We start from the raw sequence: 13,914 nt of genomic DNA on the forward strand, positions 1-13,914 counted from the left end.
ACAAAACTAAAAAAGAGGGGATTGATTTTTTATGATATTTAAAGGTTCTGCTGTTGCTCTAGTTACTCCATTTACAAAGGATAGCAAAGTTGATTTTGACAAATTAGGTGAATTAGTTGAATACCAAATCGCTAACGGTACTGATGCTATAGTAGCTTGTGGTACTACTGGTGAAGCTAATACTATGACTGATGAAGAACAACTTGCTACTATTAAGTATGTTGTTGAAAAAGTTAATAAAAGAGTTCCTGTTATCGCAGGAAGTGGTTCTAATGATACTATGCACTCAGTTAATTTAAGTCAAGAAGCTGAAAAATTAGGAGTAGATGCTCTATTAATAATAACTCCTTATTACAATAAAGCCAATAAAGCTGGACTTAAACGTCATTTTGAAACAATCGCTAACAGTGTTAAACTTCCAATTATACTTTACAATGTACCTGGAAGAACTTGTGTTAATATAAGCCCTAGTCTCATAGTTGAACTTGCTAAGATAGATAATATAGTTGCTGTAAAGGAAGCTAGTGGGGACTTAGGACAAGTTGCAGAAATAGCTAGCTTAGTTCCAGACGACTTTGCTATCTACTCTGGTAATGATGATACTATACTTCCTTTATTGTCTTTAGGAGGTCAAGGAGTTATATCAGTACTTGCTAATGTTTGCCCTCAAGAAACACACGATTTAGTGGCTAAATTCTTTGAAGGCGATATAGAAGGTTCTAGAAAATTACAACTTGGTATGGATGCTTTAATCGCTGCTTTATTTATAGAAGTAAATCCTATACCAGTTAAGACTGCAATGAATTTATTAGGATTCAATGTTGGAGATTTAAGACTTCCTCTAGCAGAAATGGACCCAGCAAACTTAGAGGTATTAAAGAAAGAATTAGTTAACTTTGGACTAAAAGTTAATGCATAGTACAAATTAATGCATGATAAAAGACTAAGTTTGGTCAAAAGTTAGCCCTTAATCATAGGAGGAAATTATGTTAAAAGTTATAGCAACTGGTTATGATGGAAAAATGGGCAAGATTTTAGCCGATACTATAAGAGATGATAGTGAACTAGAATTAGTTTGTGTTGCAGCTAGAGGTATGGATAGCTGTGAAGGCAATCTTAAAATTTATGAAGATATGAATACTATAGTTGAAGAAGCTGATGTAGTTATAGATTTTTCTCATCACTCTAATTTAGATAATATTTTATCTTATGTTTTAAAAACTAAAACTCCTTTAGTAATTGCTACTACTGGATATAATGATGAAGAAATTAATAGAATACATGAAGCGGCTAAAGTTATTCCTGTATTCCAATCATATAATATGTCTCTTGGTGTAAATGTATTAGTGAAATTGGTTAAAGATGCAGCTAAATTATTAGAAGGATTCGATATAGAAATAATAGAAAAACATCACAACAGAAAAGTAGATGCCCCAAGTGGTACAGCTGTTATGATTGCTAACGCTATAAAAGAGGTTTTACCAAACGTTGAAAATAATTATGGTAGATATGGGCGTAGTGCAAAAAGACAACCAAATGAGGTTGGTATCCACGCTATAAGAGGTGGAAATATCGTTGGTGAACATGATGCTCTATTTGCTGGAGATAATGAAGTCCTTACAATAAGTCATCAAGCTCAATCTCGTGGTATTTTTGCAAGTGGTTCTATAGCTGCTGCTAAATACTTGGTTAAACAAAAACCAGGATTTTATAACATGGATAGCATGTTAGGATAGTAAAAATCTATATCACAAGTAAAAAATATAAACAAGTAAAAATATATGATATAACAAATAAATTTACTCAATATTATGCTAAAATAATAATGCTATTAAAAAATAAATAGTAGTAAGTATATACTAAAGTTGATAAATTAGTATATCTGAGTATATAATAAAAGAAATATAATGAAATACAAGGAGAATTAACAAATGGTAAATTTAAACGATGCTTATGAAATAGCAAGATATATAAAAGAAGTTAAAAAGAAAACACCTGTTAAAGTATATGTAAATACTAACTCTTTACATTTCCAATCAACTGATAAATTTAAAGTATTTGGAAACAATGGTTCTTATGTATTTGTAGGTGACTATGAAGATATAATGGAAGTATTAGATAAACATGGTAACGATATAATAGATACTCATGTGGAATATGATAGAAGAAATTCTGCTATTCCTCTAAAAAATACTTTAAGTGAACATGCAAGAATCGAACCAGGTGCAATAATAAGAGATATGGTTACTATAGAAAAAAATGCTGTTGTAATGATGGGAGCTGTTATAAATATAGGAGCTGTTATCGGTGAAGGTTCTATGGTAGATATGAATGCTGTTATTGGTGCTAGAGGTACTCTTGGTAAAAATGTTCATTTAGGCGCTGGTGCTGTTGTTGCTGGTGTTTTAGAGCCACCTTCTGCTACTCCTGTTATAGTTGAAGATGATGTTTTAATAGGAGCTAATGCAGTTGTTCTTGAAGGTGTTAGAATCGGTAAAGGTGCTGTTGTTGCAGCTGGTGCTGTTGTAACTACTGATGTAGAAGCTGGTGCTGTTGTTGCTGGTTCTCCTGCTAAAGTTATAAAAATGAAAGACGAAAAAACGGCTGACAAGACTAAACTTATGGAAGACCTTAGAAGCTTAGACTAATTATAAAATAATATTATTGATTAAAAGGTGTCTCTATATGAATTTAATTCATTAGAGACACCCTCTTTTTTATAGCTATTTAATTTATCTTTGTTACATCACCTTAATTTACTTGCATGCAATTTAAACATTTTTAATTTATTGATTTTCTTACACTCTAATTAAAATATCCTTAATTTACTGATTTTCTTATATACAAGCTAAGCACTCTTGATTTTATTACATACTAATTAAATACTCTTAATTTAATGATATTACTTTTATACTAATAAATTGAGCCACTATTTACTACTGGTTGTGCATCTTTATTACCACAAAGAACAACCAATAAATTGCTCACCATAGCTGCTTTATGTTCCTCATCTAAAGTCACAACATTATTCTCACTTAAATTAGTTAATGCCATCTCTACCATACTTACAGCCCCCTCAACAATCTTTTTACGTGCTGCTATTATAGCTTCTGCTTGTTGGCGTTGTAACATAGCCGCTGCAATCTCTGGTGCATAAGAAAGGTGAGTAATTCTTACTTCACATACTTCAATTCCTGCAATATCTACCCTAGATTGTAATTCTTTTTGTAATTTATCTGCTATCTCTTGACTACTACCACGAAGAGATTTTTCATCACCATCTTCAGACACATCATATGGATAAAGTCTTGAAACATTACGAATAGTTGAATCACATTGAATTGATAAAAAAGTATTATAATTATCAACATTAAATACAGCTTTAGTTGCATCTATAACTTTCCAAATTACAACAACACCTATTATAATAGGATTTCCTAATAAGTCATTAACTTTTTGCTTTTCATTATTAAGAGTCATTGTTTTTAAAGATACTTTCTTTCCTCTTGGATTAGAGGATATATCTACTTTTTCAGTAGATGAAGATTTTGATACATTAATTCCTGATGATGTTGGATTTACTGCTGAACAAAATGGATTTACCCAATAGTATCCTTCTTTTTTTATAGTTCCATAGTAGTTCCCAAATAAAACTAGAACTATAGCTTCTTTTGGATTAATCATTTTTAGTCCAAAGCACAGTATAAAATCTATCACTATAAATAAAATACTTAAAACTAACATAAACGAACCTATTCCAGTGAATCCATTGTCAAGTTTTATTATTCCAAAAACCATAACACCTATTGAAACTACTAAAAACAAGATAATCATTATCAAAGCTACTACTCCATTAAATGCTTTAGCATCCTTTTCTTGATAAGTTTTTTCTTCATTTAACATAGCCACCTCTCCCATCTTATTATATTAAGTTAAGATACTTCTAATTTAATAATATCACTTTTAATGCTCAAATTGTTGGGTTTAAAATTAATACTCTAAATTTATATATTTTTAAAGATGTATCTTTATTGATTTTAATATATTAATATTGATTTTTAAGTAAATTTTAAGATATACAAACTTATATTTAATATATGTTAAATATAAATAAAATTTTTTAATATCCAGCAAATTATAAGTTTATTATGACTAATATTATTTTATATAAATTATATTAGTGATAAAATAAACTTATAGAAATATAACAAATTTTTATTAATTTCATAGGAGGATTTTATGTTAAAAGTTATAATTAGCGGTTATAATGGAACGATGGGAAGAGTGTTAGCAGAATGTGTAAAAAAAGATAGTGAATTAGAGTTAGTTTGTGGTGTAGCTAGGTCTGCTGATGAAAATACTTATCATGGTGATACGAAACTTTTTAAGACAATGACTGATGTAACTGAAAAAGCTGATGTTATAATAGATTTCTCACATCATGAAACTTTAGACCCAATCTTATCATACGCACTAAAAAACAATACCCCTGTAGTATTAGCTACTACTGGATATGATGAGGATGAATTAAATAAAATAGAAAAAGCATCAAAAAATATTCCTATATTATTATCCTCAAATACATCTCTAGGTGTAAATATTTTAATAAAATTAGTTAAAGATGCATCAAAAATGTTAGAAGGCTTTGATATTGAAATCATAGAAAAGCATCATAACAGAAAGGAAGATGCTCCTAGTGGTACTGCTAATATGATAGCCAATGCAATTAAAGAGGTCTTACCTGAAAGTGAAAATAGATATGGAAGATATGGTAGAGATTGTAAAAGGAAATCAAATGAAATTGGAATACACTCTATAAGAGGTGGTAATATAATCAGTGACCATGATGTTATATTTGCAGGTGATAATGAAGTTCTTACATTAAGTCACCATTCTCAATCTGATGAAGTCTTTGCAGATGGTTCTATAGTTGCCGCTAAATTTTTAGTTGGTAGAAAGTCTGGGCTTTATAAAATGTCAGATATATTAGGATAATTTTTTTATACATAATAAATCTCAATCTATTTATAAATAGATTGAGATTTTTTAATATACTTTCTAAAAAATTATAACCTCTACATCATTTTCTTTCTTGTTAACAGCACTTTTCAGTTAATATTTTACCTACTGTTATACATTACTATATTTGCTATTTTATATTTTTTCCCCTATGGCAAATTATTGTATTCTATATACTGAGACAAATCCAGCCGCTGAAGTCCCTGATGTAGTTGAATTAAAAGTAAAGCTTAAAGTAACAGCTGCTGCTCTGGCATCGACTAAGAAATCTAACCCTACACTTACATCTGATGATGTAAGTGTATTTACTGCTTTTGCAATAAAGTTACTTTGAGCAGTTCCATTAAAGTTAGTAGTGATTGACATATATCCTGCAAGTGAAAGTGTCGCACGCACACCAAAAGATACATTGTATATACCTCCCACTGCAAGATTTATAGTACTACTTGTTGGTAAAGTTATATTAGTTCCATTTATAAATGATGAGTTAAATGTAACTAATGAGTTATTTGTTAAGGTTGTAGAAGACACTACAAACTGTGCATTATTTGACGCCAACACTCCTGTTGCTCCTGTTGCTCCTGTTGGACCTGTTGCTCCATCTGCTCCTGTTGCTCCTGTATTTCCTGTTGCCCCTGTTGCTCCATTTGCCCCTGTTGCCCCTGTTGGACCTATTGCCCCTGCTGCTCCTGTTGGACCTGTTGCTCCTATTGCCCCTGTTGGACCTACTGCTCCATTTTCTCCTGTTGCTCCTGTTGGACCTGTTGCTCCAGCTACTCCATCTGCTCCTGTTGGGCCTGTTGCTCCCACTGCTCCTGTTGCTCCTGTTTCTCCTGTTGCTCCTGTCGCTCCTGTTGGACCTACTGCTCCATCTGCTCCTGTTGCTCCTGTATTTCCTGTTGGACCTACCTCTCCATCTGCTCCTGTTGGACCTGTTGCTCCTACTGCTCCTGTTGGGCCTACTGCTCCATCTGCTCCTGTCGCTCCTGTATTTCCTGTTGGACCTACCTCTCCATCTGCTCCTGTTGGACCTGTTGCTCCTGTTGGACCTGCTGCTCCATCTGCTCCTGTTGGGCCTGTTGCCCCATCTACTCCTGTTGGACCTATTGCTCCATCTGGACCTGTTGCTCCTACTGCTCCTGTTGGACCTACCTCTCCATCTGCACCTGTTGGACCTGTTGCCCCTATTGCCCCTGTTGCTCCTGTTACTCCATCTGCTCCTGTTGCTCCTGTATTTCCTGTTGGGCCTGTTGCTCCTGTTGCTCCTTCTGGACCTGTTGCTCCTGTTACTCCATTTGCTCCTGTTGCTCCTGTGTTTCCTGTTGGGCCTGTTATTCCATTTGCTCCTGTTGCTCCTGTATTTCCTGTTGGGCCTGTTATTCCATTTGCTCCTGTTGCCCCTGTTGCTCCCTTAGGACCTGTCGGACCTGTTGGTCCCGTTGGCCCTACATCTTGATATAAACTTGGACCTAAATTGTCTTTGTAATCATCCATATAATAAATCCTCTCTATTTTAAAATTAGAGCAATATTATACAAGTATCTAACATTGCTCTATATAATTATATGAACAGACAATTTATTATGTGATAATACATCTATTTACTTATATCAACATCTATACTTTGATTTTTAAATTCTATTATATTATTAATTTCTTTACTCCAATCTTCTATTGTTGGCGTTATTTTTAGGTTTTTAACATCTTTCTTAATTTCATACTCTAAAGAAGATTCAATATAATTACCCTTAGAGTAACTTAAGTCATAACCTCCTGCTCCACTAAGTAATTCTAAATCTTTTCCTCTTCCATCTTTAAGTGCAAACTCAAGTATCTTTGGTGTATCATCACCTTTATTGAAATTATATTTGTTAGTTTTAAATCCATAAATCACTCTGATTTTCGTAGGAGAGACTCTTACTTCTTTTAAGACTAAATCCACATCAATATTTTTATTTTTTAATTTTACATTTTTATCTACATTATAAACTCTTGTATCTTTGACTATATTTGAACCATTTATACTTGTATTAAATGTCCAATTCCCGCTAAGATAGCCATTTAGGTGTTCACCCTCTACTCCTCCCATATTTCCTATCTCTATCTCTTTTGATGTTTTTATATCTTTATTTAATTCATACTCAACTTTATTTATACTTATATTTATATCATAGTCTTTATTTAAATCCACATTTTTTAGTAAATCAAAATTTTCAATATCGCCTTTTCCATCTCCATCTTTATCCAGATTATCAAGCTTACAAGTCATAACCATATTAGTAGTACCATCTTTATTTTTTTCTGATGTGGAAGGACCTGTTATTGAAACAAAATTCATATCTCCAACCTTTATTTTGATATCATCAATTCCTAAAAATCCTTCTTGTTTCTTTAATCCCAAAGCATCTTTATCAAGTTTGCTATCATCAACACTTATATTTAAAAATAATTCTCCATCGCCAAGCATAATCTCATTTAACTTTATATCTATTCCTTTATCTGTAGCAATATTATCTACAATATTTTTATAAGGTTTAAGTTCTTCAGTATCCTTATTAAAGAAATATTCTATCTGCTTTCCAAGATGTTGCATATATGCTAATGTAGTTTCATTAGTAAATGCAGTTGAACCTAAAATAACCACTGATAATCCTCCTACTAAAGCATATCTCTTAAAATTATTCTTTTTACTATATTGAACCTTAGATTTCATTCTCTTCTTCATTTCATCTTTTTCTTTATTACTTAATACAACATCATCGTATTTTTCTATATCTATATTTGTTTCATTAAATAAATCAAATTTATCTTTCATAAAAATTCTCCTTTTATTCTATATTTTCTATATTTAAATTCTTAATTATCTTATCTCTAAACTTTCTTTTTATTTAAATGCAGCCTCAACTTCTTTCTTCCTCTTGATAATCTATTATGTAAGTTTTCAACGCTGGTTTCATTTTGTATAGCTATATCCTTTAGTGATATATCTTCTAAATAATATCTTCTAAAAATTTCTGCATCTTTATCATTTAATGTGCCTATAAGGTCATTTATTTCCTCTTCAATTTCTCTCATACTCAACTCTTTATCTATATATGGTATTTCTTCATGTTCTATATTTAAATAAGTGTTACTACTTATATACTTTTTCCTATAATTAATCGCTCTGTATTTAGAAATAGAACCTATCCAGTTTTTAAAAGAGTTTTTTTCATTATCAAATTTTTCTATGTTATTCCAAATTGCCAAAAGCACATCATCAATACATTCTTCCTCATAAATTTTAGCATTCATAAGAGTCCTTCTAACTATAGATGCTATAAAATTCCCATACTCATCTATAAGCATTTCCATACCCTTTTCTTTTTTCTTTATTATATTTTTAATTATCAATTTATCCTCCAAGTTAACTCCTCCTTTGTAAAAGCTTCTACAACTACTAATACAATTAAAAATCGTATTTCCTATCAAATTTTTAAAATTTTTTATATTTCCAAACACAGAATTAAAACTTGGATAAAACTATCAAAACAATTTTACTATGTTGGACTTATAGCTTGATATAAATAGAATATAATTCCAAATCAGACCTAAAAATAAAAAGGTACCTCAATATAATTTATCAAAATCATATCGAGATACCTATAAAATTAAATAATTGCTTATCTATCTTCATCAGTTACATTAAATATATAAGGAACATTCCTATAGTAATCCCCAAAATCAAATCCATATCCTACTACGAATTTGTCTTCTATCTCAAACCCACAATAATCTGGTACTAAATCAACCTTTCTTCTGCTTGGCTTGTCTAAAAGTACACAACATTTTAAACTAGCAGGATTTTTAGCTTTTAGATGCTTTAAAACAAAATCCATAGTTAAGGCAGAGTCAGTAATATCGTCTACAACCAATACATCATATCCTTTTATATCAGTAGTTACATCTGAAACAACCTTAACTGTTCCAGTGCTTTCTTCACTGTTTCCATAACTAGAAGTAGTCATAAAGTTGACTCTAAGAGGTAAGTTTATATTTCTAACTAAATCTGCACAAAATATAAAACTTCCTTTTAATAGAGACACAATCATAAGATTTTTATCTTTGTAGTCCTTCTCTATAATTGCTCCTAATTCTTTTAATTTATCATTAATTTTTTCTTCTGAATACAATACTTCCCATTTTTTTGTTTCTATATCCATAAAAAGACCTCCAATTGTAATAATCCTTCTTAATTTTATAAGAGATTGCTCACTTTTTCAATACTCTTATTCAATATTAGCCAATATTATTGAGTTTTTAAGTATATTCAACAATTATTAACAAGATATTATCTATTTTAAGTAAATCATATATCTCTACTAAATCATATACTATATATTTTAGACAAAAAAGAAAAAACTTGCACTAGCAAGTTTTTCCCATTTATACATAATCATAATTTATTAGAGGGTACTAATTAAATTTATTTATATCAGCTTTACTATATATTGCAATATAAGAAATATTGTAATATATTAATCAACTTTATTCATGTCATTCATTACATTTAATATTATCTCATCTGTTATAGACATACCTTTATCACTTACTCTTCCTAAGTTTTGTATACTTTGCTCAACACTTGAACCAACTATACCATTTAATGGTGGTACAAAACAGTCTTGCTTAGCTATTATAGCACTTTGTATTGCAGCAGATGCAGCAGATGATAATTTTAATGCACAACCAGCTTTTGCTCCGTCGCATATCATTCCACTTAAGTCAGCTATCATATTTTCTATTGCACCTTCTATTTGTTTTTCGCTTCCATCCATAAGCCAAGATATACCAGCAGTTGCTCCAGTAGATGCTGCAACTCCACAGCCACATACAGCAGATAATCTACCTGTATAATTCTTAATATAACCAGTTACTAAATGAGATATAGCTAAAGCTTTTGCTAGTCTTTCATCAGATTGTGGGAATTTTTTGTTGTAAGCAACAATTGGAAGAATTGCTGTTAATCCGTGATTTCCACTACCATTTGAACTCATAACAGGCATTTTTACTCCTGCCATTCTTGCATCTGAAGCTCCAGCAGTTAACATCATTGCATAGTTTATAACATCATTACCTAAAAGACCTTCTTCCATAGACTTTTTGATTCCATATCCAACACCAATTCCAGTCTTTTGTTTCAATCCATATTCAGCCATTTCTTCATTCATTTTTACTCCATCTAGTAAAAACTCTATATCTTTAAAATCAATGCCTTCTACATTCTTTATTAATTCTTGTATAGTTACAGTATCCATTAAGCTCTCAACTTTTTCTGCTGAAGCATTTGAAACTGATACTTTTGGTTCATTATCCAATAATACTTCTCCATCTTTTTCTAAAAATGTAAAGTTATCATGTTTAGTTCTTATTCTAACTTTAGCATTATGATTTGCTCCTTTTAATGCAACTTCTATAAAAACTTTCTCTCTTGTATCAGCAGGTGTTATTGATAAAGGAGTATTGTCCATATAATCTTCTGCTATTTTAACTTCTTCCTTTGTTAAAGTTTCTAATACACTTAATCCGTTTTCAGAATGTCCTCCTATTATCCCTAGAGCTGCTGCTATTTTTAATCCTAATCTTTCAGTTCCTGGTATACCTACACACATACCATTTTTATAGATACTAGGGCTAACTAACATATGATTTTCTACTATTTCTTCTCCTAGTAATTCTTTTGCCTTTGCACATGCTAGAGCTAAAGCTACTGGTTCAGTACATCCTACTGCTGGTTTAACCTCTGCTTTTAACATTTCCACTAATTCTTTTCTTATATCTCTCATTATATATAAACCTCCCAATTAAGTTTAATTTTAGTACTTAAATAATTTTATTAAATAATTTCTTATCTATATTTATAGCAAAATACATGCCACATTTTTTATTTTTTTCAATTTTTTCACTTTGATATTGTATATCCATTGAAATAACTGCTTTTAATTATATTTTTTTTTACTCAGATATAGATTTTATATTTTTTTTACTCGCTAAATAGATGACAATTTCGCAAAAAGACAAAAAAAAATCTCAAAATGAGATTCTATATCATTTTGAGACGATTATTATTTTAATAGTTACTATTTTTTAGATTCTCAGGATTTAAGCATCCACTACTCTTTATAGACTATTGTTATTTGTTTACAGTTAAATTTTATATCACTTTTTATTGTATTCTTATATTACTTTATATCACTAAGAAATTATATTGTATTTTTCAATTTTTCTATATAATGTGGCTCTTGATATTCCAAGTGCCTTGGCTGTTAATTCTTTATCTCTTTTATAATCTTTGTATTTATTTAAAGCTTTTATTATCTCAATTTTCTCAAGTTCTTCTAATGGAATTATCTTATCACTTCTAACTTCTAATTCTTCTATTGATGTATTTTTAATCTTCTGAGGAATTACATTCATCGTAATTATTGGAGATGAAGACATATTCACACTGTATTCAATAATATTCTGCAATTCTCTTATATTCCCTGGCCACCTATATTCAATCATAGCATCGACAACCCTAGTATCTATATCGATAACATTTTTATCTAGTTTTTTTGAGTATTCTCTAATCATATGCTTTATTATAAGTGGTATATCATCTTTTCTTTCTCTTAAACTTGGGAGCTTTATTGGTATGACATTTAATCTATAATATAAATCTTCTCTAAAAGTTTCATTCTGAACCATTTTTTCTAAATCTTTATTTGTCGCAGCAATAATTCTTACATCTATAAGAACATTGGATTTACTACCAATCTTGTTGAGCTCTTTTTCTTGTAATACCCTCAACAACTTTGACTGTAAATGCAAGCTCATATCTCCTATTTCATCTAAAAATATGCTTCCTTTATGGGCTATTTCAAACATACCAAGTTTTCCACCTTTTTTAGCCCCTGTAAAAGCACCTTCTTCATATCCAAATAATTCACTCTCTAATAAATTATCTGGTATCGCTGCACAGTTTACAGCTATAAAAGGATTATCTACCCTATTACTATGGTTGTGTATAGCTCTTGCAAATAGCTCTTTACCTGTTCCACTTTCACCAGTAATAAGTACTGTTGAAGTAGATTTAGAAGCCATTAAGGCTTCTTTTTTTGAATTTCTTATAGCCATACTCTCTCCAATTATATTTTCCAGTTTTATCTTATAATCTTTATTCATCTTATTGTAGTTTTTTATAGCATCTCTTTTATCTATAAAGTCAATAACATATCCTTTTAGTTCATTTTTTAATACTATTTTATTGATGTTATATATCCCTTTTGAATCATATCCGTATCTCCTATAAAAAAAGCTACATGATTTGTCCTTCTTAAAGTTATTTATAGAAGGTTTCTTTATAAAATCTAGCTCAGTGAATATATCTTTCCCAGTTATATTGTCCTTTAGATTGAAAAGCTCTTTAAACTTTGAATTATATTTATCAATCTTACCATCTACATCAATGGACACAACAGCTTTATCCATATTGTTTAATAAAGTCTCTAATTTTTTCTTTTCTAATTCTAGTTCGTACGTTTTAATTTGAGCTTTTAGTTTATTGGATATCAAGTCTGCCATCTTACATAAAAAGTTTATAAGTCCACTTTTATTATTTTCTATAATCTGTGCTTGTTCTTTCGTAAATGCTATAAGACCTATAACACCATGAGACTCTCCATCACATATAATTGGGCAACATACTTCTGCAAACTCCACACAGACATTATTTTTATAACATTCTCTACATATATCACTGCTCTTTGGGTCATCAATTAGTATTGTAATTTGTTCTGTAAGTGACTTTTTAAAAGCTGTATATTTATCTACTTTTTCACCTATTTTATCTACATATATACCTGTACCCGCAATCCTAAATAAGTCTCTATTTACTATAGTTACATCTATATTGAGTACTGAAACTATAGCTTCAGCTATGTTCTGAATATCAGATTTTATATATTCTAAATCTATCATAGTTATCATTCCTTATTTTTTCTTAACATAAGTATTTGTCTTATTTCCTTAAGGATTAAATATATCTTATTTAAAGTAAATTGAATTGACATTAGGATTACAAAGAGCATAACAATTATTATTAACTCATAATTTATTTCCATATCTACATCTCCTTATAACAAAAGACTAGGCTTAACCTAGTCTTTTATATTATATCCATATTTATATTTTAACTCATTTATCTTCTTTTTCCCACATAAATATATTTTAATTTATTTGACTCTTTAATCATACCATCAAAATTTAATCTTGAAAATATATTAAATACTTCATGTGGATAGTGAATCTTTGCTACAGAACCACAAAATTTATGCTTAAGATAGTTTAGTTTAACTTTTAAATTTTTTAAGTTTAAATCTTCTAATATAACCTCTCCATTACCTTTTAAAACTCTTTGTATTTCAGATGAAGCTTTTTCACAATCTGTAATAACATTAAATTGGTCTACTATTATTATCTTGTTGAACTGATTATCATCAAACGGCAAAAACTCTAACTTACCTTTAACTACATTGCAATTTTCATTATATACTAAAGAATAACATACATCTTCATAGTTACTATTCTCTAGTATAGTTACAGAAGTACCAAGACCTCTTAATCTCTTGCCTAGGTTTCCTATATGGCCAACAAGCAATATTTTATCCCCTACATTATACTCAATTGTATCCAAAAAACATTCTAATTCATCAGATGTATATTTAGCTTTAACTGGCTGTCTATTTATCTGATATAATATGCTTTTCACAATGCTTCACCTCTTCATTTTCTCAATTATAAATTATGTACAGATTACATTATAATAAATGGCGAGCAACTATTCAAGAGATATTTCATTAGTATTTTTTTAAA

Annotated in this window: 12 protein-coding genes; 4 read left to right on the top strand and 8 right to left on the bottom strand. The window is 30.0% G+C overall.

Annotated features, from left to right (window positions below; genetic code table 11):
* Positions 1-31 precede the first annotated feature (31 nt).
* The 3 genes from dapA (at position 32) to dapD (ending at position 2,648) form a co-directional block, all read left to right on the top strand.
* The gene (dapA, locus tag IC214_RS19630; protein ID WP_227433724.1) at positions 32-919 is read left to right on the top strand and encodes a 4-hydroxy-tetrahydrodipicolinate synthase; all 888 of its coding nucleotides are present in this window, start codon (positions 32-34) and stop codon (positions 917-919) included.
* 67 nt (positions 920-986) lie between these two features.
* Positions 987-1,736 carry a 4-hydroxy-tetrahydrodipicolinate reductase gene (gene dapB, locus IC214_RS19635; protein WP_227433723.1) on the top strand — a complete coding sequence of 250 codons (750 nt, stop codon included), beginning with the start codon at positions 987-989 and terminating at the stop codon, positions 1,734-1,736.
* Between the two features lie 195 nt (positions 1,737-1,931).
* Positions 1,932-2,648 carry a 2,3,4,5-tetrahydropyridine-2,6-dicarboxylate N-acetyltransferase gene (gene dapD, locus IC214_RS19640; RefSeq protein ID WP_227433722.1) on the top strand — a complete coding sequence of 239 codons (717 nt, stop codon included), beginning with the start codon at positions 1,932-1,934 and terminating at the stop codon, positions 2,646-2,648.
* A gap of 265 nt (positions 2,649-2,913) precedes the next feature.
* Here the strand turns inward: dapD and IC214_RS19645 are convergent, their stop codons facing one another.
* The gene (locus IC214_RS19645; RefSeq protein ID WP_227433721.1) at positions 2,914-3,903 is read right to left on the bottom strand and encodes an SPFH domain-containing protein; all 990 of its coding nucleotides are present in this window, start codon (positions 3,901-3,903) and stop codon (positions 2,914-2,916) included.
* 336 nt (positions 3,904-4,239) lie between these two features.
* On the opposite strand from IC214_RS19645, the gene dapB (IC214_RS19650) reads away from it, so the two are divergent.
* Entirely contained in the window at positions 4,240-4,995 is a 756-nt protein-coding gene (gene dapB, locus IC214_RS19650; protein WP_227481877.1) for a 4-hydroxy-tetrahydrodipicolinate reductase, read from the top strand.
* Positions 4,996-5,178: 183 nt separating this feature from the next.
* Here the strand turns inward: dapB (IC214_RS19650) and IC214_RS19655 are convergent, their stop codons facing one another.
* The 7 genes from IC214_RS19655 to IC214_RS19685 form a co-directional block, all read right to left on the bottom strand.
* Positions 5,179-6,513, bottom strand: a complete 1,335-nt coding sequence (locus IC214_RS19655; RefSeq protein ID WP_227866932.1) for an exosporium protein — start codon at positions 6,511-6,513, stop codon at positions 5,179-5,181.
* Between the two features lie 103 nt (positions 6,514-6,616).
* Positions 6,617-7,834 (bottom strand): DUF4179 domain-containing protein, encoded by a 1,218-nt coding sequence (locus IC214_RS19660; RefSeq protein ID WP_227831783.1) that lies wholly within the window; start codon positions 7,832-7,834, stop codon positions 6,617-6,619.
* A gap of 56 nt (positions 7,835-7,890) precedes the next feature.
* Positions 7,891-8,424: a sigma-70 family RNA polymerase sigma factor gene (locus tag IC214_RS19665; protein ID WP_227481874.1), complete on the bottom strand. Its 534-nt coding sequence runs from the start codon at positions 8,422-8,424 to the stop codon at positions 7,891-7,893.
* Positions 8,425-8,681: 257 nt separating this feature from the next.
* Positions 8,682-9,221, bottom strand: coding sequence for a hypoxanthine phosphoribosyltransferase (hpt, locus tag IC214_RS19670; protein ID WP_227433716.1), 540 nt, complete (start codon positions 9,219-9,221; stop codon positions 8,682-8,684).
* A 315-nt stretch (positions 9,222-9,536) separates the two neighbouring features.
* Positions 9,537-10,844 carry a serine dehydratase subunit alpha family protein gene (locus IC214_RS19675; RefSeq protein WP_227433715.1) on the bottom strand — a complete coding sequence of 436 codons (1,308 nt, stop codon included), beginning with the start codon at positions 10,842-10,844 and terminating at the stop codon, positions 9,537-9,539.
* Between the two features lie 409 nt (positions 10,845-11,253).
* On the bottom strand, positions 11,254-13,029 hold the full coding sequence (locus tag IC214_RS19680; protein WP_227433714.1) for a sigma-54 interaction domain-containing protein: 1,776 nt from the start codon (positions 13,027-13,029) through the stop codon (positions 11,254-11,256).
* A gap of 211 nt (positions 13,030-13,240) precedes the next feature.
* On the bottom strand, positions 13,241-13,810 hold the full coding sequence (locus IC214_RS19685; protein WP_227433713.1) for a class I SAM-dependent methyltransferase: 570 nt from the start codon (positions 13,808-13,810) through the stop codon (positions 13,241-13,243).
* Between the last annotated feature and the right edge of the window lie 104 nt (positions 13,811-13,914).

It is taken from the genome of Clostridioides sp. ES-S-0190-01, from assembly GCF_020658275.1.
Lineage (GTDB): Bacteria > Bacillota > Clostridia > Peptostreptococcales > Peptostreptococcaceae > Clostridioides.

Coding starts and splice junctions, on each gene's coding strand:
- hpt (WP_227433716.1), bottom strand. CDS start 9,221: ATGGATATAGAAACAAAAAAATGGGAAGTATTGTATTCAGAAGAAAAA.
- dapB (WP_227481877.1), top strand. CDS start 4,240: ATGTTAAAAGTTATAATTAGCGGTTATAATGGAACGATGGGAAGAGTG.
- IC214_RS19675 (WP_227433715.1), bottom strand. CDS start 10,844: ATGAGAGATATAAGAAAAGAATTAGTGGAAATGTTAAAAGCAGAGGTT.
- dapB (WP_227433723.1), top strand. CDS start 987: ATGTTAAAAGTTATAGCAACTGGTTATGATGGAAAAATGGGCAAGATT.
- IC214_RS19645 (WP_227433721.1), bottom strand. CDS start 3,903: ATGTTAAATGAAGAAAAAACTTATCAAGAAAAGGATGCTAAAGCATTT.
- IC214_RS19680 (WP_227433714.1), bottom strand. CDS start 13,029: ATGATAACTATGATAGATTTAGAATATATAAAATCTGATATTCAGAAC.
- dapD (WP_227433722.1), top strand. CDS start 1,932: ATGGTAAATTTAAACGATGCTTATGAAATAGCAAGATATATAAAAGAA.
- dapA (WP_227433724.1), top strand. CDS start 32: ATGATATTTAAAGGTTCTGCTGTTGCTCTAGTTACTCCATTTACAAAG.
- IC214_RS19655 (WP_227866932.1), bottom strand. CDS start 6,513: ATGGATGATTACAAAGACAATTTAGGTCCAAGTTTATATCAAGATGTA.
- IC214_RS19660 (WP_227831783.1), bottom strand. CDS start 7,834: ATGAAAGATAAATTTGATTTATTTAATGAAACAAATATAGATATAGAA.